This window comes from Daejeonella sp. H1SJ63 (assembly GCF_029360775.1).
Classification (GTDB): domain Bacteria; phylum Bacteroidota; class Bacteroidia; order Sphingobacteriales; family Sphingobacteriaceae; genus Daejeonella.
Genome location: NZ_JARKMZ010000001.1, coordinates 37,895 through 58,016, shown reverse-complemented (window position 1 = coordinate 58,016; position 20,122 = coordinate 37,895). Strand labels below are relative to the sequence as shown.

13 protein-coding genes and 1 CRISPR repeat array are annotated in these 20,122 nt (G+C 38.4%); of the genes, 8 read left to right on the top strand and 5 right to left on the bottom strand.

Annotated elements, in window-relative coordinates:
• Nucleotides 1-54: 54 nt before the first annotated feature.
• Both P2W72_RS00295 and P2W72_RS00290 read left to right on the top strand, forming a co-directional pair.
• Entirely contained in the window at nucleotides 55-1,242 is a 1,188-nt protein-coding gene (locus tag P2W72_RS00295) for an asparagine synthetase B (RefSeq protein ID WP_276358965.1), read from the top strand.
• A gap of 322 nt (nucleotides 1,243-1,564) precedes the next feature.
• A complete protein-coding gene (locus P2W72_RS00290) occupies nucleotides 1,565-1,930 on the top strand; it encodes a four helix bundle protein (protein WP_276358833.1) in 366 nt (121 codons plus the stop codon).
• 159 nt (nucleotides 1,931-2,089) lie between these two features.
• On the opposite strand, the gene P2W72_RS00285 is transcribed toward P2W72_RS00290, so the two are convergent.
• From P2W72_RS00285 to lpxK, 3 genes are read right to left on the bottom strand one after another with little or no spacing between them, the layout of a single operon-like run.
• Entirely contained in the window at nucleotides 2,090-4,093 is a 2,004-nt protein-coding gene (locus P2W72_RS00285) for a putative porin (RefSeq protein WP_276358830.1), read from the bottom strand.
• A complete protein-coding gene (locus P2W72_RS00280) occupies nucleotides 4,093-4,908 on the bottom strand; it encodes a purine-nucleoside phosphorylase (RefSeq protein WP_276358828.1) in 816 nt (271 codons plus the stop codon). Before P2W72_RS00280 ends, P2W72_RS00285 begins: the two co-directional genes overlap by 1 nt.
• Nucleotides 4,880-5,941, bottom strand: a complete 1,062-nt coding sequence (gene lpxK / locus P2W72_RS00275) for a tetraacyldisaccharide 4'-kinase (RefSeq protein WP_276358827.1) — start codon at nucleotides 5,939-5,941, stop codon at nucleotides 4,880-4,882. Before lpxK ends, P2W72_RS00280 begins: the two co-directional genes overlap by 29 nt.
• 411 nt (nucleotides 5,942-6,352) lie before the next feature.
• Here lpxK and cas9 point away from each other — a divergent pair, with 411 nt between their 5' ends.
• The 6 genes from cas9 to pruA all read left to right on the top strand — a co-directional run bounded on the left by cas9 (nucleotide 6,353) and on the right by pruA (nucleotide 17,591).
• The gene (gene cas9, locus P2W72_RS00270) at nucleotides 6,353-10,681 is read left to right on the top strand and encodes a type II CRISPR RNA-guided endonuclease Cas9 (RefSeq protein WP_276358826.1); all 4,329 of its coding nucleotides are present in this window, start codon (nucleotides 6,353-6,355) and stop codon (nucleotides 10,679-10,681) included.
• A gap of 18 nt (nucleotides 10,682-10,699) precedes the next feature.
• Complete coding sequence (locus P2W72_RS00265; protein WP_276358825.1) at nucleotides 10,700-10,897, top strand: hypothetical protein; 198 nt, start codon at nucleotides 10,700-10,702, stop codon at nucleotides 10,895-10,897.
• Between the two features lie 90 nt (nucleotides 10,898-10,987).
• The gene (locus P2W72_RS00260) at nucleotides 10,988-12,157 is read left to right on the top strand and encodes an ATP-binding protein (RefSeq protein WP_276358823.1); all 1,170 of its coding nucleotides are present in this window, start codon (nucleotides 10,988-10,990) and stop codon (nucleotides 12,155-12,157) included.
• A 418-nt stretch (nucleotides 12,158-12,575) separates the two neighbouring features.
• The gene (gene cas1 / locus P2W72_RS00255) at nucleotides 12,576-13,610 is read left to right on the top strand and encodes a type II CRISPR-associated endonuclease Cas1 (protein WP_276358821.1); all 1,035 of its coding nucleotides are present in this window, start codon (nucleotides 12,576-12,578) and stop codon (nucleotides 13,608-13,610) included.
• Between the two features lie 3 nt (nucleotides 13,611-13,613).
• A complete protein-coding gene (gene cas2 / locus P2W72_RS00250) occupies nucleotides 13,614-13,943 on the top strand; it encodes a CRISPR-associated endonuclease Cas2 (protein ID WP_276358820.1) in 330 nt (109 codons plus the stop codon).
• 90 nt (nucleotides 13,944-14,033) lie between these two features.
• A CRISPR array of direct repeats spans nucleotides 14,034-15,895; the repeat unit is 46 nt; unit sequence GTTGTGGTAAATATCAGTAGTTCAAAGAATGAAAGCAAATCACAAC.
• Nucleotides 15,896-15,956: 61 nt separating this feature from the next.
• The gene (pruA, locus tag P2W72_RS00245; RefSeq protein ID WP_276358818.1) at nucleotides 15,957-17,591 is read left to right on the top strand and encodes an L-glutamate gamma-semialdehyde dehydrogenase; all 1,635 of its coding nucleotides are present in this window, start codon (nucleotides 15,957-15,959) and stop codon (nucleotides 17,589-17,591) included.
• Nucleotides 17,592-17,652: 61 nt separating this feature from the next.
• Here the strand turns inward: pruA and can are convergent, their stop codons facing one another.
• Nucleotides 17,653-18,360 (bottom strand): carbonate dehydratase, encoded by a 708-nt coding sequence (gene can, locus P2W72_RS00240; protein ID WP_276358816.1) that lies wholly within the window; start codon nucleotides 18,358-18,360, stop codon nucleotides 17,653-17,655.
• A 1-nt stretch (nucleotide 18,361) separates the two neighbouring features.
• Nucleotides 18,362-19,969: a SulP family inorganic anion transporter gene (locus P2W72_RS00235; RefSeq protein ID WP_276358814.1), complete on the bottom strand. Its 1,608-nt coding sequence runs from the start codon at nucleotides 19,967-19,969 to the stop codon at nucleotides 18,362-18,364.
• Between the last annotated feature and the right edge of the window lie 153 nt (nucleotides 19,970-20,122).

Sequence of the window (20,122 nt, the reverse complement as noted above, 5' to 3'; positions counted from 1 at the left end):
CTTCTGTTCTTACTTTTAACTGCAATTTGCAGGGCCGCATCCATCCTCATTCCCATGGATGAGGAGCAGAAAAACCATTTAAAAGCTTATGGTATCACCTACTGGGCCTTAAAGAATGGTTTGGAGACTGACTGGCTGCTCAATTACAGAGGAGGAAGTTTTCTGATGAAATATACGCAGAGCATGGAATCTGAGTGTAAGATCAGAGGTATTTCCTATGAGGTGATTGCCGATGCCAAAGTAAATTTGATTCTTAATGAAATTACTGATCCCTCGGTTAATATGGAGATGGTTAAGCTTGAGAAAGCACCTAAAATTGCCGTTTATTCTCCCAAAAACAAATTGCCCTGGGATGATGCCGTAACCATGGTTCTTACCTATGCAGAAATACCCTACGACATTTTGTACGATGACGAGGTACTGAAGGGAGAACTTCCTAAATACGACTGGCTGCATCTGCATCACGAAGATTTCACCGGACAGTACAACAGGTTCTGGAGTGCATTCAGAAATGCCGGCTGGTATATTGAAGATGTAAAACTTCAGGAAGCAACAGCCAAAAGGAATGGGTTCAAAAAAGTAACGGAGATGAAGCTCGAGGTTGCCAGAACGATCAGGAATTTCTGCGGTGGCGGAGGCTTTCTGTTTGCCATGTGCTCAGGCCCTGAAACCATTGATATTGCCCTTGCTGCAAATGGAACCGATATCGCTGAAAGGGTATTTGACGGAGACTCCGCCGACCCAAATGCACAGTCAAGGCTGGACTTTAATCAGACCTTTGCCTTTCAGAATTTTAAACTGGATCAGAATCCTTCAAATAACGAATTCTCAAATATTGACGCAACTTCTGTCAGGTCACAAAGCCTGAACCGTACCAACGATTTTTTTACACTCTTTGATTTCTCAGCGAAATGGGATATTGTACCGGCAATGCTGACTCAGAATCATGATAAAGTGGTAAAAGGATTTATGGGGCAGACTACTGCATTCAGAAAAAATGTGATCAAGGCTAATGTGCTGGTGATGGGCGAAACAAAAACCAGTGATGAAGCCCGATATATTCATGGAGAACTGGGCAAAGGACAATGGACTTTCTACGGAGGGCATGATCCTGAAGATTATCAGCATATGGTTGGCGACCCTCCTACCGATCTCAACCTCCATCCCAACTCGCCGGGATACCGGCTGATACTTAATAATGTGCTGTTCCCGGCAGCAAAGAAGAAGAAACAAAAAACTTGATTTTACAGTTGACAATTGACAGTTGACAATTTGAATGGTGGTAGTTATAAAACTCTACTGCTATTTCTGATTTAGTGTTAAATAGATCTTTGCTGCCTAAACATAGATTTTGATTGGGGTTTCAGTATTTAATATTGAAACTAATCTTTGTAATTATCAATTTTCAACTGTCAATTGTCAATTAATCCCGCTGACATTTTTTATTTACCGTTAAATAAATCGTGGCTACCTAAGAAAAGATTTTGATCAGAGTTTCAGTAGATGATATTGAAGTTAACCTTTGTAATTATCAATTGTCAACTATCAATTATCAACTAAACTAATGAGTATCGTCGCAACAAAATCTTATGCCTTTGCAATCCAAACAATCAGGTTTTACAAACTGCTGTCGGAGGAACGCAAAGAATTTGTTCTTTCAAAACAACTATTAAGAAGCGGCACATCAATAGGTGCACAAATTAAAGAGGCCGAACATGCCCAATCATCTGCAGACTTTCTCCATAAAATGAATATAGCCCTGAAAGAAGCTAATGAAACTGAATATTGGATAAGTCTTTTAAAAGATACTGGATTTATAAATCAGGATGAATATAGCACGATCAATCATGATTGTTCAGAAGTACTCAAACTACTTATCAGTATTGTAAAAACCACAAAAAGCAATTTGAGCAAACCTAAAAATCCCTGAAAATTTATGTAATTTTATTGGTTCAACTGTCAACTGTCAACTGTCAACTGTCAACTGTCAACTGTCAACTGTCAACTGTCAACTGTCAACTGTCAACTGTCAACTGTCAACTGTCAACTGTCAACTGTCAACTGTCAACTGTCAACTGTCAACTGTCAATTAATTATAGAATTTCCAGCTTATCCCAAACTTCATCAATTTATCCTGCATCGGGTAACTTCTCACTGTATAATAGCCTTTCGAAAAAGCACCCTGATTGACATAATCATATTTTAAAAAGAGATTAGCCCTTTTAAGTGTTGCTCTTACCCAAACATCAATAACCGGATAAGCAGAATATTCAAGAGAAGCATTATCATTATAAAACTGACCTGCATTGATTGCATAAGCGGGTGCTTTAAAGGGAGTATTGAAACGAACATCAAAACCGAAATTTGTAGAAAGAACTTTAAAAAACCTGCTTGAATAGTAAAAACTGTTGTAGGTATAAATTTCAGGAGTCCTCAGTACATCCTGAAAATCTGTTTTCTGATAAACCAGATAATTATCCAGATTGAACCTCCCCATTTTAAAATTCCTGGCAAGGCTCAGCTTCAGCAAATTAATATTAGTACCGAACTGATCAGGCGAAATCTGTTTTGCGCTGGATGTTTCTTTGTAATATAAATAATCAGAGATCAGAAAGTATTCAGCCTTTGCTGATAGCTGATATTTTGCATTCTCATATTTAAAAGAGAGATTACTCAACTTGGTACGGTTAAAATTCATGTCCCAGCTATGGTACTGATAATTAACCCGTTCAAACATCTGTTCAGGAGATTTGTTCTGTACATAAGCTCCCAGAACGATCCTTCCAATCGACTTACTCAATAAGAAACTGGTATTAGCCTCATAAAGAAAGTCGCCGGCATGCCTGCCCTGAGCAATTTGGTTCAAATCAGCTTCAATACTCACCTTATCACTGAAACGATAAGCCAGCGCTGCCTTCAGACTGGTATTTGAAAAATCAGACTCATATTCCAGCTGCTCATAATGATAAAGATCATTCTGAAGACCCAGATCCAGTTTCAATTCATTTTTAATAAAACTAAGTGACTTGCCTCTCAGGTAAAAACTGTAATTGAACTCATTTCTAAGATTCGATACTTTTGTCGAATCGTTTGTTAAAGTAAATGCCTGCGATGGCAAAATAGGAAAGGCTCCCCTGGCATCGTCCTCATTTCTGTAAAACTTATAACGATCCCGGGTATAGGTTAATGCATGTGAAATTCTTTGTGTGGGCAATATCTTTTCAGCAAATTCTCCATCAGGCAAACTGTCTTTACGACCAATATAATACGACTGTTTAATAAAAAACTGTGTTTGACGCCAGATTTGCATCGGCCGGTCTGAGCCTGTTGCACTCAAACGAACCGGAACTGCCACCCTGTCAATCGGGTCGCCATTAAACAAGGTATCATTGGTTGTAGATCCGTTTTCACCGGCTTTTATCGTGTTGAATAATGCGTCGCCAACGATATTATAACGTTTCTTCGGACTCTCATACCATGCAAAAAGCGCTGCATTCAGGTGTTCGGCCTTCTGATTTACATAAAAGCCTTCAGCACTTAAGCGATTATACATAGCCCCAATGTTTAAGTTTGGCTTTACATTTTGAGTATGTATCACTTTAAAGGTCTGCTCCTCCTTGCGTCCATTCACATAATACAGTTCGGTATACGGGGTTCTGGTACGATAAAAACGCATAGAATCCTGAGTCAGGCGATAAGTCTCAAGAGAATGAAATCCGGCATCAAAACCTATTGTTTTTGAAGGTTTGAACAGAAGTTCCCTGTACGCCAGCCCTGCACTTCCCAATCCGATAGTCGGACGATCAGGTTTATATAAAGGGCTATAATTCTGAAAATTAGCAAGAGTAGTGTCAATACCCTTTGTTTGTGTACCCTCCTTTAACATAGCCAGATTGGTATATCGAATATGCTTTGCAGAGTATACAACAGAGTCCTCTTTTCCCATTTCCTGCCCCTGTTGTGAGTTATCTCCTGCACCACGCATACCCGATCCTCCAAAGGAACCCTCAGCCCTCATGGTTCTTTGAGCAAATAGCTCTGACCCCGACAAAAGCAGGAGCATAAAAGATACTATACCAAAAAGCCTGATCATTAAAGTTCCAGAATAAGATCTTTTAAAATTGTGGTCATCTTAGGTTCTGCCTCTTCAGCAACTTTGAGAATCTCTTCAAGCGATACCGGCTGCAGCGTATCCGGAAAACCTTCATCAGTAAGTACAGAAATAGCGAAAACAGGCAATGACATATGATTAGCTACGATCACTTCAGGAACCGTGCTCATTCCAACGGCATCTGCTCCGATTATACGCAGAAAACGATATTCAGCTCTGGTCTCGAGATTTGGCCCGTTCACAGAAACATAAACTCCTTTATGGCATCGGATATTATACTTTTCAGCAATTTCCAGCCCTTTGGCTATAAGTTCCTGACTATATGGTTCACACATATCCGGGAAACGGGAGCCTAATTCTACATAATTTTTACCTCTTAAAGGATTATCACTCTGCATATTGATATGATCATGAATAATCATCAGGTCGCCCTTTCTGAAATCAGGATTTAAAGCTCCGCTGGCATTAGAAACAAATAACTTCTTAATCCCAAGCATCTTCAGAACCCTTACCGGAAAGGTAATCTGCTTCATATCATACCCTTCATAATAATGAAGACGGCCCTGCATAGCCACAACCCTTTTACCGCTTAGTATTCCGAAAATCAGTTTCCCTGAATGAAACTCCAGCGTGGAGATCGGGAAATTCGGAATTTCAGAATACATCAGACTATATCTGATCTCAATATCATCCACAAGGGCTCCTAAACCGGTACCAAGAATAATTCCGATTTCCGGCTCAAAGTTCTCTGTTTTCTCACTTATAAAATCAGTTGTTTCCTGCAGATTCTGAAGCATATGCTTTAATTATTTGATTAAAAATTGTCTTTTCAGGTTCATTAAACTCTGTCTCTACCGGCAAAATATATAACGGAAGACCCAAAAGCTGTTCCTTTAAACCACTAATATTTAAACGCTGAGCATCTTTTTCAGTAGTGATGATCAGCTTATCCTTTTCCGGCATATTGTGAAAAGACTGTACAAGTTTAATGATATTTTTTTCAGTGAAGGGATGATGGTCGGGATATCGATGATGAATTAAACAGGGTTTGTATTGATTCAATTCCCCTGAAATAGGGTCAGGATTGGCAATTCCGGTCAGTAAAATGATCCCGGTTTTAGAATTAATGGTATTCAGTTTCCTTTTTTCCTGATGATTGAAAGACTTCAGATCAGCATATTTTAAATAAGAAAAGAATACTTTCTGACTCTTACCAGGATTTAATTTTTTCTTTATTCTCTCCTGCTCATGCAAATCAGGGTATACCGGGCATTTGCTGACAATAATCAGATCGGCTCTGGCTGATTCCCAAAGCGGTTCCCTTAAATTTCCGGCAGGAAGCAGTAATTGCGGAGTTGAGAAAGTGCTGTATTCAAAAAGCAGGATACTGAAGCCCGGCTTCACTGCACGATGCTGAAAGGCATCATCCAGAATGATCAGTTCATGATCTTTTTCAAGCTTTCTGATTCCTGCGACCCTGTCTTCGCATACCGCAACAGTAATATCATTGAATTTACGCTTAAACTGAAGAGGTTCATCACCCGATTCAGAGCTGACAGAATCGGTGTTGACGTATAAAAAGCCGGAAGTCTGACGGCCATACCCCCTGCTTAATGTGGCGATTTTATACTCATTCTTTAATAAACGAATAAGATATTCGGCCATCGGACTTTTACCGGAGCCGCCAACCGACAAATTCCCTATTGAAATAACAGGCAGATCAAACTTCCGCGACTTAAATATGCCCATATCATAGGCCAGATTGCGCAATATGACCCCGATAGCATAGAGTACAGAAAAAGGGAATAAGAGCAGTCGAAGTAATTTCATTATTCAGCTTGCAGCAAAAATACATAATTGATTGGAAGCATCTCATGCCTGCTTAATCTATAATTCAGAAATTTCAGCTGATAGAATAAAAATAATGATTAACTACAGCTTACTATTTTAAGCCAAAAAGCTTTCAAAGCTAATTAAGGATATCTAATTGCTTCGAAGCAGTAAAAACTTAATGAAATAGGTACAAATGCTTATCTGAATAAAAAATAAATTATACCTTAATGAAGAATAAACAAATGAGTTGTCAAGATTTAAAATGTCTGAAACAAATAAAACTCGGAAGTTTCTGGGAATAATTAAGCAAAAAGCCCCACCGAAGCAGGGCTAAGAAAATCTTCGGCTTATAGCCTTATTGTGATTTGCAAAACTAAGCTAAGAATAATTAACCAATACCCTAATATTATGAGCAAAATTTTTGGAATTGATTTGGGAACTAACTCTATTGGGTGGGCATTACGTAATCCCGATTTAACAGGAAATCAAATTGAAAAATTTGGTGTATTGACTTTTAATAAAGGTATTGGTATCGGAAAAACCGGCGAATACTCCTATGCTGCAGAACGTACAAAAAAACGTTCTACAAGACGGTTGTATCAAGCCCGAAAATACAGACTATGGGCTACACTTGAACATTTGATAGCCGAAGGTTATTGCCCGTTGTCTATGAAAGATTTAAACATATGGCGACGCTACAATAAAGAAGAAGCTCATAAAAACAATAATGCAGGACGGGTTTACCCTATTGGGAATATTGCATTTGATGCATGGATAAAGTTGGATTTCGATAATGACGGAAAGCCAGATTATGCAAGCCCATACCAATTGAGAAAAGAATTAGCCGAAGACAAATTGGACTTTTCTCAGGAAATCAACCGTTTCAAATTAGGCAGAGCCTTTTATCACATTGCTCAACGCAGAGGTTTCAAAAGTAGTCGTAAAGGAGCAGATGATACCAAAGACAAAGAAACAAACGACAATGAAGTAATGGATTTGCAATATTCTGAAAAAAAGAAAAACAAAATCATTGCAGAATTATTTGAAAAATATACAGAAGCTAAAACTATTGGGTGGCTTTTCGCACTGTTGGAAAATGATAATATCAGAATTCGTGAGAGCATCACACAATACGCAATTCGTGAAAATTACAAAGACGAAATCAAATTCATTTTTCAATTTCAAGGGTTAGGACTTAAACATCCTGTTTATGTTTCTACTTGTATAAGCTTTAAGGATAACAAAAATAAAAACTGTATTGGCGGAACAATCTTTTACAAACGTCCCTTACGTTCTCAAAAAGGATTAGTAGGGAAATGTACTTTGGAGCCGAATAAATATCGTGTACCTATAAATCATCCTGCGTTTGAAACATTTCGAGCATGGTCATTTTTAAATAACGTCAAATACAAAGAAAATAATGATTGGAAACAATTCCCACTTGATTTGAAACAAGAGATTTTTTCAGAATTATTTTTCAGAAAATCAAAATCATACTTCCCATTTTCTGAAATAATTACTTTCCTAAAGAAAAAGGGTAAAAACTGGGAACTGAATTACAAACCCAAAACGACCGTAACCGGCTGCCCTGTTTCTGCAAGACTTAAAGATATTTTTGGTGATCATTATTTGAATGTTAAAATCATAAAAACAAAAGCGCCAAAATCGGATAAAGCATTTTATGATATTGAAGATATATGGCATATTTTATTCAATTACGAAGATCAGGAATGTGTTGCTGAGTTTGCCGAACAAAAGCTAAAACTTGAACCCGAAAAAGTAAAGCAGTTTATTATCGCGTGGAATGCCTTGCCTGTGGGTTATGGGATGTTGAGTTTGAATGCCATAACCAAAATCAATGTGTTTTTACAAAAGGGATTAATTTACACCGAAGCGGTCTTATTGGCAAACATTCCTGAAGTTATTGGTAAGGATTTATGGCTACAGAATGAAAAATTATTGTTGGATAACATCGGCAATGTGATTGCAGAAAACCGTCTACAAAAATCAATATTGAACATCGTAAATAATCTTATTTCCAAACATAAAAATCTGGAAGCCAACGAAAAATTCGGATACAAGGACAACAGTTATAAATTAGTTAAAAGTGATTTAGAAGCTATTCAAACTGCCATTGAAGAACAATTCAGCACAAACAGATGGGATGATTTTTCTGATGAGACCAAAAGGGAAGTTTTTGACACTGTAAAAGACTGTTATCAAGCCTATTTTTCTAGAAACGGTATAATTAGAGACAATGGGAATCAGGAAAGAATAGTGATCGTACAGTCAAACGGTAAAAATTATTACAAAACGGAGTCTGGTTATTACCGTTCGCCAAAGTTGATTAACACCTTAGTTGAATTCTTACTACTAAATTTCGAGGTGGACGATAAGCAACTTCAAAAAATATATCATCCGTCAGAAATCAATATTTATCCACCAGCAAAACCGGATAAAGACGGCACCTTGAAGTTGGGAAGTCCAAAAACAGGCTCTTTCAAAAATCCAATGGCCATGCGTACAATGCACGAGCTACGCAATCTGATGAACTATATGATTGAAACCGATCAGATAGATAACGAAACAAGGATTGTTGTTGAAGTAGCACGGGACTTGAATGATTCAAACAAACGTTGGGCGATTGAAGCATGGCAAAGGCAACGAGAATCCGAAAATCAGGAATTTGAAGAAGCAATTAAACAGCTATTAAATGCAGATAAGAACGTTAAAGCCAATGCCGAAAGTGGCGACGATATTGATAAGATACGTCTGTTCTACGAACAAAATATGGAACAAACACTTCCGTCATTTGTAGAAGCTGAAGAAGAAGTAAAAGGTAAAAAGAAAAATTCAGTCGAAAAAGATGAAGCTGTAAGATGGGGCGGACACGGTAAAAAACTCATAGACAAATATCGCTTGTGGAGAGAACAGGGGTATCAATGCTTGTACACGGGTAAACTTATTAAACTAAACGATTTGTTTAATGAAAATGTAATTGATTTTGAACATACCGTTCCAAGAAGTAAATCATTTGATAATTCATTGGCAAACCTTACTGTCTGTTATCATGATTACAACCGCACTATCAAAAAAAACCAAATTCCAACGAAGCTTCCTAATTATGATAAAGAATACGATTTCGGTGGAAGTCTAGGGAAGTGTGGACCTATTAAACAAAGATTAATAACATGGGAAGATAAGGTAGAGAGAATAAAACAACAAATTGATTTTTGGAAAACAAAATCAAAAAAAGCATCTGATAAGCAGTGGAAAGATGATGCTATCCGTCAGCGTCACTTGTGGCAAATGGAATTGGATTATTGGCAAAACAAGTTAGACAGATTTACCATTACAGAAATCACAAGCGGTTTTAAAAATAGCCAAAAAGTAGATACACAATTGATTTCTAAATATGCGTTTCATTATTTAAAAACATATTTTGACAAAGTCGATGTGCAGAAAGGAAGCATTACAGCTGAGTTCAGAAAAATATATCAATTACAGATTGTCGATGAAAAGAAAGACAGAAGTAAACACTCGCACCACGCTAAAGACGCAGCTGTATTGACACTTATCCCTGTAGCTGCAAAACGTGATTCCATTCTCGAAAAATATTACGAGGCAAAAGAAAACAAAACTGCATTTAATGCTGAACCTCCTTTTGCAGGATTTAAACGTGAATTTGTGTGGAGTATTGACGACAGTATTTTAATTAACAACATTACAAATAACCAAGAACTCACGCCAGCTAAACGAAAAGTCCGCAAACGTGGTAAAGAAGTATTTATTGAAAACCCAGATGGAACAAAAGCTCAGAAATGGGCAACAGGCGACAGTATAAGAGGCCAATTACATCAAGAAACTTTTTACGGAGCCATTAAACCTGCAAAAAAAGGTGAAAACGGAAATTTATTGAAAGATGAAAACGGAAAATTTGTGCAGGAAGAAAAAATAAAATATGTACTTAGAGTTCCATTTAATGCTGATTTCGCCAACGTTGATAAGATTGTTGATGAAGGGCTCAGAAAGCAGATAAAAGAATACGTTCAAAGAGTAGGAAGTTTCAAAAAAGCATTTGAAGAAGGAATTTATTTGTTGGACAAATATGGCAAACCGCATGGGAATAAAATACGCCATATTCGCGTCTGGGCAAGTGTTTCAGAGCCGTTGGCAATTAAAAAACAAAGCAATCTTTCTGATAAAGAATACAAGCAAAGTTATTGGGCAGCGAATGCCACCAATAGCTTTTTTGCTATCTATTCAAAAGAAGGAAAGAAGGCGTTTGCTTTCAGGAATTTATACGATACTGCAAAAGTACTTTCTGCAAATAAAATAAAGAAGCCGTTGGAACTTTTTGAACCGTCAAAAGTTATTACCAAGAGCAAATTATCGGTAGAATACCCACTTTCTTTTGTTCTAGAGCCTGGATTAAAAGTTATCTTTAAAAAGGAATCAAATGAAGAAATTAAAGTGCTGTCTCAGAATGAAATTTTAAAACGGTTATATGTTTATACTTCGTTTGAGAAGAATGGACCTTCAGCACGATTAAATTTCAACTACCATTTGGAGGCAAGGAGCAAAATAGAAGAAAGTTACGTGGAATCTGAAATTAACTTTGAAAATCCAAAACCAACTCTTCGCTTTGGCTATGCTAAGTACGATTTCTTAGTTGAGGGCTACGATTTTGAAATAAAAATGGACGGAACAATAGAGTGGTTAAAACAAACTTTATAATTCTCCAAAGCATAAACCATGAACCGTCCCGATTTTATCAGATCTTTAGGTTTAGGCACAAGCGATCTGATCTTACCACTAAATCCATTAATCAGTACGCAATCTGTAAAAATATACGACAATTATATCCGGGGATTGGTACATTATGATTTTAAGAAAATCAGGGAAAGTATCCCGGAAGTCGATTTTACACATCCGGCAAATGTCAATCAATGAGCCGAAACATTAGAATCAGGCTCTATATTTACCGAGTAAATTCAAAATTAAATTTTGAATTTACTCGGTTTAATTTTCTACATTTGCATCATGATACGTAGAGATGCCCTACAAAAAATTGATGTACTGCTTCGGGAGTTTCCCGCTGTGGCAATCCTCGGACCGCGGCAAGTGGGCAAAACTACCCTGGCTAAAAGTATAGCCCGCAAACTGAAGAAAGATGTGGTTTACATTGATCTGGAGCGCATCTCTGATCAGCGTAAACTGGCCGATCCTGAAATTTTCTTTGAAAGCAACCGCAACAAAGTCATACTGCTGGATGAAGTGCAGCTAATGCCTCAACTGTTTGCTGCCCTTCGTCCTGAAATTGACGAATTACGTAAACCAGGCCGTTTCCTGCTAACCGGTTCTGCCAGCCCGGATCTGGTAAAAGGTGTCAGTGAAAGTCTGGCGGGTCGTATTGCCTATGTAGAACTCAGTCCGATCAATCTCAGTGAAGCTAAAAGCAGCCGCTACGGAATGCAGCGCCATTGGTTCAGGGGCGGATATCCTCCGGCACTGACGGCAAAAGATGATCCTGCTTTTCACCGATGGGCTGATAGTTTTATCCGAAGCTATGTAGAGCGCGACCTTTCCATGATGTTTGGTGTTAATCTGTCTGCAGTGATTATCCGAAATTTCTGGGAAATGCTGGCCAATGGCACCGGTAACATACTGAATATTGAAAATTATGCACGGGCATTAGGCATTAGCGGCCCCAGTGTAAAGCGTTACCTTGATTATATGGAAGGCGCGTTTCTGATACGCCGGCTTCAGCCCTGGTTTGCGAATGTAAACAAGCGCATTATTAAATCGCCGAAAGTTTATGTTCGCGATAGCGGCATTGTGCATTCGCTATGCGGTATACCTGCTGCACAGGAACTTCCCGGAAACATTGTAGTTGGCGGCAGCTGGGAGGGTTATGTCATAGAAGAAATCATACGTCATTTACCTGCTACCATCAGGCCATTTTATTATCGCACCCAACATGGTGCCGAGGCTGATCTTATTCTGGTAAAAGGAATGAAACCGGTGGTGTGTATAGAAATAAAATATAGTAAAGCTCCGGTAGTTAAAGCAGGATTTTATCAGTGCATTAAAGATCTTCAAACTACTCAAAACTGGATTATTTACTCAGGAGAAGAACCTTATGCCGGAAGAGAGGGTATTATTTACACCCCGCTTCTCAACGTTTTAGAAAACCTTTTAGGAAAAATCTGACCGAGTAAATTCAATATTATATTTTGAATTTACTCGTTATTATCAAACCTGATACTATTAAGAGATCATTGACCTATTCCATTTACCCATACCGGCGGAGGATTAAAAACGCTATCATCCAAACTTAATTAAGATTAGCAAACTAAAAGCTAACTATTCCCGGATAAATACTATCGGATACAACATTATAAGACTATGATGGAATTTAAAAGAGTGCCCGGAAATTTATTTAAATCCTGAAAATGCAGCGGTAAACATAATCAGCATCCGGCAGGCATCTATTAATTGCAAGGAATTAAACAATACATTAATTTCAACCTATAATCATCTGTAAAACAATATATTATATTAAATTACAGCTTAATTTATAAGCATCGATTCGTATATTGGATCACAAAATCACTTTGCTCTACGTCTTATGATTAAGCGCACACTCCATTTTGGCAATCCGGCCTACCTCAGTCTGCAGCAGGATCAGCTGCTCATTGATCTCCCTCATCTAAAGGAATTAGGAGAAAAAGAGTCGAAAAAATCAGTCCCGATCGAAGATATTGGAATTGTATTATTAGACCATAAACAGATTACCATTACCCATGGCTGTATGGCGGCACTTCTGGAAAATAATGCCGCGATTATTACCTGTAACCATACCCACCACCCTACCGGCATGATGTTACCAATTGATGGGCATGATGTACAAAGTGAGCGTTTCCGTTATCAGATTGATGCTTCACAACCTTTAAAAAAGCAACTCTGGCAGCAAACCGTTCAGGCCAAGATCATGAATCAGGCTGCAGTACTTGCGGAGCGGGATATTGAACATGAAAATATGCTGTACTGGGCGCGGTCGGTACGCTCGGGCGATCCGGACAATTATGAAGGACGTGCAGCAGCCTATTACTGGAAAAATGTTTTCCCTAAGAAAATAGAATTCTTCAGAGGGCACGAAGGCGATCCGCCTAATAATCTCTTGAATTACGGTTATGCCATTCTGAGGGCGATTGTTGCCCGCGGACTGGTCTGTTCGGGTTTATTACCAACACTTGGAATTCACCACCGGAATAAATACAATGCCTACTGTCTGGCCGACGATATCATGGAGCCCTATCGCCCTTATGTTGACCGCATCGTTTTAAAGATCATTGATAAGGGCGAAAACTTTCTGGAGCTGGGTACTTCCATCAAAGCACAGCTTTTAGGTATTGCCACAGTTGATGTACAATTTGAAAAAGGGACAAGCCCCTTAATGGTTGGATTACAGAGCACTACCTCTTCCCTTGCTAAATGTTATGAAGGAACCTTGCGAAGAATTAACTATCCGGCCATAAAGCGATTTAACCCCAGGCTTAAAGCTATTTACGATGATTCGACTGACGAGTTTGAAGCGAGAGCAGCCGATGAACCGATGGAATATAAGAACAGTACAAACCATGATGACGCATTACCCTTTTGATCAATGCGCTTAAACGAATATCGGATTTTGTGGATACTGGTATTTTTCGATCTGCCCACTGAAACAAAAAAAGAAAGGCAGATATACAGCAGGTTTCGTAAGGATATTATGAAAGATGGATTTACTATGTTTCAATTTTCGATCTATCTGAGGCATTGCAGCAGCCGAGAAAATGCGGATGTACATATCAAAAGAGTCAAAAAACTTTTACCTCCTAAAGGGCATATTGGCATCATGACCATTACCGATAAGCAGTTCGGCATGATGGAATTATTCTATGGCAGAGAAGAAAAAGCACTTCCTGATACTCCACAGCAATTGGAATTGTTTTAGAATTTAAAATCCGGAAGCCTGGCAACCGGATTTTTTTAATTCTAATTTTCGAACTAAATTGCTGATAATGAATATTTTGAACCATGGTATGTTGTGGTAAATATCAGTAGTTCAAAGAATGAAAGCAAATCACAACAGGGCATCAGATGGTCAGAAAAAAGCAAAGTTGTGGTAAATATCAGTAGTTCAAAGAATGAAAGCAAATCACAACTATTTGCCGTACCAATCCTTCCTGAAAAGTGTTGTGGTAAATATCAGTAGTTCAAAGAATGAAAGCAAATCACAACCCCCTACTGTCGGGTTAAAGCCCTCAGGAAGTTGTGGTAAATATCAGTAGTTCAAAGAATGAAAGCAAATCACAACTTAGTTCCTTTATATTGATTTGATCTTTTGTTGTGGTAAATATCAGTAGTTCAAAGAATGAAAGCAAATCACAACCCGGATGATAGTAATGAGAACTGGCAAGACGTTGTGGTAAATATCAGTAGTTCAAAGAATGAAAGCAAATCACAACCTATGAGTATTTCAAAATCACGGCCTATGAGTTGTGGTAAATATCAGTAGTTCAAAGAATGAAAGCAAATCACAACGGAATTATATATCTGAACAGATATGCTAATGTTGTGGTAAATATCAGTAGTTCAAAGAATGAAAGCAAATCACAACCATTGCCAATTGCATCAAACTTCGATTCAAGTTGTGGTAAATATCAGTAGTTCAAAGAATGAAAGCAAATCACAACTATCCAGCTTGCTCAAAGGTCTGGACTATTGTTGTGGTAAATATCAGTAGTTCAAAGAATGAAAGCAAATCACAACTACCGGCGATGTTTACTTAAACCGATATAAGTTGTGGTAAATATCAGTAGTTCAAAGAATGAAAGCAAATCACAACAATATTAGCTTACCTGTCTCAACTTCTAAGTTGTGGTAAATATCAGTAGTTCAAAGAATGAAAGCAAATCACAACTATCTAACTTTTGGATAAATAATATTGATGTTGTGGTAAATATCAGTAGTTCAAAGAATGAAAGCAAATCACAACTATAGAAGGTTCAACGACTAATAGCATACCGTTGTGGTAAATATCAGTAGTTCAAAGAATGAAAGCAAATCACAACTCAGTTCTCACTATGATATTTCTTTTCTCCGTTGTGGTAAATATCAGTAGTTCAAAGAATGAAAGCAAATCACAACGGAAATCAAGCATCTTCATCAGGGTATCAGTTGTGGTAAATATCAGTAGTTCAAAGAATGAAAGCAAATCACAACGGAATTATTGCCTACCTCACGGCCATTCTGGTTGTGGTAAATATCAGTAGTTCAAAGAATGAAAGCAAATCACAACGTACTTGTGGCAAAGTATGGAATGTAATAGTTGTGGTAAATATCAGTAGTTCAAAGAATGAAAGCAAATCACAACACTTATTAAGTCAGGCAGAATTTGAGAACCGTTGTGGTAAATATCAGTAGTTCAAAGAATGAAAGCAAATCACAACACTTGAATGCGATCAGATCGACTTTACTCAGTTGTGGTAAATATCAGTAGTTCAAAGAATGAAAGCAAATCACAACTGCAGATAGTTCTGATCCAAAAAGTATTGGTTGTGGTAAATATCAGTAGTTCAAAGAATGAAAGCAAATCACAACATCAAGCATGGTACTATGCATGTACCGTGTCGTTGTGGTAAATATCAGTAGTTCAAAGAATGAAAGCAAATCACAACGTACGATAACCGATGTTAGCGACCGCTTTAGTTGTGGTAAATATCAGTAGTTCAAAGAATGAAAGCAAATCACAACTATAATTCTTACGTACCTACACTTACAGGGTTGTGGTAAATATCAGTAGTTCAAAGAATGAAAGCAAATCACAACGATGAGCTGGAGCGTCAACTCTTTAAGTTGTTGTGGTAAATATCAGTAGTTCAAAGAATGAAAGCAAATCACAACCCCTGAAAAATCCCACTTTTTCACCCAAAGCCTTATCTTTGTCAGAACTAAACAACCAATTATGCTCAAAGGATTTTTCAATGTCCCTCATCCGGTCAATGAGCCTGTTTTAACTTATTCTCCCGGATCAAAGGAACGCAAATTATTAAAAGAGGCGATTGCTGAAGCCCGTTCAAAAGTGATCGATATCCCGATGTATATCGGGGGTAAAGAAATCAGAACAGATCATCAGACCAGCATCTTTCCACCTCATGATCATCAGCACCTGCTGGGTAAATACCATTCAGGAACCAAAGAACATGTTTCACTTGCCATCAAAGCTGCCTTAAAAGCCAAACCGGCATGGGAAAATTTAGCATGGGAACATCGTGCCGCTATTTTTTTAAAAGCCGCTGACCTCATAGCCGGACCATACCGCTACAAACTGAATGCCGCCACCATGCTGGGGCAATCTAAAAATGCTTATCAGGCTGAAATAGACTCTGCCTGCGAGCTTATTGATTTTCTGCGATTTAATATCAAATACATGAGCGATATCTATGCTCAGCAACCGCCTGTATCACCCGGAGGAAGCTGGAATCGTGTGGAACAAAGACCACTTGAGGGATTCGTATTTGCATTAACTCCGTTTAATTTTACAGCAATTTCGGGTAACCTCCCAACTTCAGCAGCTATGATGGGAAATGTGATTGTATGGAAGCCTTCAAATACCCAAATCTACTCTGCCAATGTACTGATGGAGATTTTCCGTGAGGCCGGATTACCTGACGGAGTAATTAACCTGATCTATGTATCCGGACCGGATGCGGGAGATGTGATCTTCAGTCACCCGGATTTTGCCGGAATTCACTTTACGGGATCTACTGCAGTTTTCCAGAATATATGGAAAACAATTGGTAATAACATTCATCAATACAAAACCTACCCCCGCATTGTAGGTGAAACCGGGGGAAAAGATTTTATTCTGGTTCACGGTTCTGCAAACGTTGAGGCTTCTGCAACAGCAATACTTCGCGGGGCATTTGAATATCAGGGACAAAAATGCTCTGCCGCATCAAGAGTTTATATTGCAGCTTCAGTATGGCCTGCAATCAAAGAATTATTACAACGGGATCTGGCCGGCCTCAAAATAGGTGGCACTGAAGATTTTGGCAATTTCATTAATGCAGTGATCGACGAAAAATCGTTTGATAAACTTAGTGGTTATATTGACAGAGCTAAAAGCGATAAAGACTTAGAGATCATTTCAGGTGGCAATTATGATAAGTCAAAAGGTTATTTCATTGAGCCAACCGTATTACTGACCAAAGATCCTTACTATGTTACGATGTGTGAAGAGCTATTCGGACCGGTCCTTACTGTTTATGTTTATGAAGACAGTGATTTTGAAAACACGCTTCATCTTATAGATAATACTTCTATTTACGCACTCACCGGTGCAATTCTGGCACAGGATCGCTACGCCATAGAAAAGGCAGGCCATGCCCTCAGAAATGCGGCCGGAAATTTTTACATCAATGATAAATGTACCGGAGCTGTAGTTGGGCAGCAGCCGTTTGGAGGAGCCAGAGGTTCTGGAACCAATGATAAAGCAGGATCAATGATCAATTTATTGAGATGGGTCTCACCAAGAGCCATTAAGGAAACATTCGACCCTCCTAAAGATTATCGTTATCCTTTTATGGAAAAGGAATAGACAAAAAAGCGGGGTTCCTGAAATAATTCAAAAACCCCGCTTTTTATTTGATACACATTAATTATCTCACTTTCGATTCATCCAGTTTGAATATTTTACCAAGATTCTCGCTCGACTTTGCTGTTACCTGCAGATCTTTTACAAGTCCGGTTTTCAGATCAATCACCCAGCCATGAATTTCGAGATCTTCACGTTCCCGCCATGCGTTCTGTACGATCGTTGTCTTACATAAATTGTATACCTGCTCAATTACATTCAGCTCAACAAGACGATCAAGCTTAATGCTCTCGTCTGTTATCCTGTCAAGTTCATTGCTGTGAAGACGATAAACGTCTTTAATATGCCTGAGCCAGTTATCTATCAATCCAAACTGCTGATTACTCAATGCAGCAGCAATACCCCCGCAACCGTAATGACCTGAAACGATCACATGTTTTACTTTTAAAACGTTTACTGCATAATCGAGCACACTCAGCATATTCATGTCTGAATGCACACATACATTGGCAATATTACGGTGAACAAAAACCTGCCCCGGGCGGGTATTGGTTACTTCATTTGCGGGTACACGACTATCAGAGCAACCTATCCATAGTACATCAGGTTCCTGTCCTGCTGCCAGCTTATTGAAGTAATCAGGATCTCTGTCCAGTTCAGTCTTTACCCAATCCCGGTTTCCCTGCAATAACTCCTGATAACCCCGCTTTTGCTTTTCAGATTTTTCCTGACTTAATTCAGAAGACATTTTCTTTATATTTTCTTTGGACATTTTAGCTGATTTTTGTTGGTTTATAAATTAATTCTTTGAGACCCGGAACATCATATTGTTCCTTCACATTTAATATTTCCACCACTGTTCCTTTAGAAAATGCATTGTGTCTGAAGTTATGGATAATTTCCAAAACATCCCTGTCAATGAACATTGAATCTGTTCCGTCAATAATCACATGTGATTCTGAAGGAAGATTTGACAAGGTGTATTGAATAGCTGCCTTATTTAAAAATGACACTTCCTGTGCCAGTTTGATTCGTATTATCTCCTTACCTCCGCTTTGTTCAAACTTATAAAAATAAGGATTGCGAAGATTTGTACGAAGGATGTAAAAAACACCGACCAGCATTCCGATAGCCACTCCCTTTAACAAATCTGTAAATACTATGGCAAGAACAGTAACTACAAAAGGTATAAACTGATCTTTACCGCTTTGCCACATTTTCCTGAACAGGTCAAACCTGGCGAGTTTATACCCGGTTATAAGAAGAATTGCCGCCAGGCATGCCAATGGAATTTTGTTCAGGATTATTGGTATAAACAGCACTGAAAGCAATAGCCAGAATCCATGGTATATAGCACTCATTTTTGTTTTCCCTCCTGAGTTTACATTCACCGACGATCTTACAATTACAGAGGTCATTGGCAATCCGCCAAGCATGCCACTTGCCATATTCCCAAAACCCTGGGCAACAAGTTCACGATTAGTTGGCGATACTCTTTTCATGGGATCAATCTTATCAACAGCCTCTATACTTAACAGAGTTTCAATACTGGCCACAATTGCCAGTGTAAATGCCACAGTCCATACCTGCTGATTACTGATCTGAGTAAAATCAGGATAAGAAAATAAATCCAAAAACTGGTCAAATGAGTTTACCACAGGGATAGTCACTAACTGCTCTGGCCTCAAAGCCAGTCCGGTATTCTGAAATAAAATACCAAATATCACTCCCGATGCTACAACAATAACCGGAGCAGGTACAGCAGCCAATTGTCTAATCTTTGGCCAGAATATCATAATCAGCAAAGAAAGTACGCTGATGATTATTGCTCCGTACGAGAGCATGTTAAATGCAGCATAAATTGCGGAAAATGTATTCTCGTGATCAGCCTGAAAAAAGCTTTCATCACCTTCAAAATCAGAATCTATACCCAGCGCATGAGGCAATTGCTTGAGAATCAATATAACTCCAATAGCTGCAAGCATACCTTCTATGACAGACGAAGGAAAGTAGTTTGCAATAATTCCTGCCTTCAAAATCCCCAGAATGATCTGAAGTATCCCTGCAAGAACTACAGCAAGAAGAAAGGTTTCATAAGAGCCTAATGATGCGATGGCTCCAAAAACGATAACCGTTAAACCTGCTGCCGGTCCGCTGACACTCAACTGCGAACCACTGATTGCAGAAACAACAATACCTCCAATAATTCCTGTCAGAACACCTGCAAACAACGGTGCTCCGGATGCCAGGGCTATCCCCAGACAAAGGGGTAAAGCAACCAGAAATACAACAATACTTGAAGGGAGATCCTTCTTTAAACTTGCTTTTGAAAAGTATTTGCCAATATCAAAAAAGGCACCATTATTTTGTTGATTATTCATATATAATATTTTATGTCAGGATTAAATCCTGCACTGCTATTTTTAGTCAAATGATAATTTTTTAAGGAATTCCGACCGAATTAAGCACAGTAATTATGTAATACAAAGCAACATCATAATGCTCAGCAATGAAACTAAAGTCTATAAATGCTA

What these genes read in the sequence shown, in the direction of transcription:
- P2W72_RS00260 (WP_276358823.1), top strand. Translation starts at nt 10,988, where the DNA reads ATGATACGTAGAGATGCCCTACAAAAAATTGATGTACTGCTTCGGGAG.
- P2W72_RS00285 (WP_276358830.1), bottom strand. Translation starts at nt 4,093, where the DNA reads ATGATCAGGCTTTTTGGTATAGTATCTTTTATGCTCCTGCTTTTGTCG.
- cas2 (WP_276358820.1), top strand. Translation starts at nt 13,614, where the DNA reads ATGCGCTTAAACGAATATCGGATTTTGTGGATACTGGTATTTTTCGAT.
- P2W72_RS00265 (WP_276358825.1), top strand. Translation starts at nt 10,700, where the DNA reads ATGAACCGTCCCGATTTTATCAGATCTTTAGGTTTAGGCACAAGCGAT.
- can (WP_276358816.1), bottom strand. Translation starts at nt 18,360, where the DNA reads ATGTCCAAAGAAAATATAAAGAAAATGTCTTCTGAATTAAGTCAGGAA.
- lpxK (WP_276358827.1), bottom strand. Translation starts at nt 5,941, where the DNA reads ATGAAATTACTTCGACTGCTCTTATTCCCTTTTTCTGTACTCTATGCT.
- pruA (WP_276358818.1), top strand. Translation starts at nt 15,957, where the DNA reads ATGCTCAAAGGATTTTTCAATGTCCCTCATCCGGTCAATGAGCCTGTT.
- cas9 (WP_276358826.1), top strand. Translation starts at nt 6,353, where the DNA reads ATGAGCAAAATTTTTGGAATTGATTTGGGAACTAACTCTATTGGGTGG.
- cas1 (WP_276358821.1), top strand. Translation starts at nt 12,576, where the DNA reads ATGATTAAGCGCACACTCCATTTTGGCAATCCGGCCTACCTCAGTCTG.
- P2W72_RS00290 (WP_276358833.1), top strand. Translation starts at nt 1,565, where the DNA reads ATGAGTATCGTCGCAACAAAATCTTATGCCTTTGCAATCCAAACAATC.
- P2W72_RS00295 (WP_276358965.1), top strand. Translation starts at nt 55, where the DNA reads ATGGATGAGGAGCAGAAAAACCATTTAAAAGCTTATGGTATCACCTAC.
- P2W72_RS00235 (WP_276358814.1), bottom strand. Translation starts at nt 19,969, where the DNA reads ATGAATAATCAACAAAATAATGGTGCCTTTTTTGATATTGGCAAATAC.
- P2W72_RS00280 (WP_276358828.1), bottom strand. Translation starts at nt 4,908, where the DNA reads ATGCTTCAGAATCTGCAGGAAACAACTGATTTTATAAGTGAGAAAACA.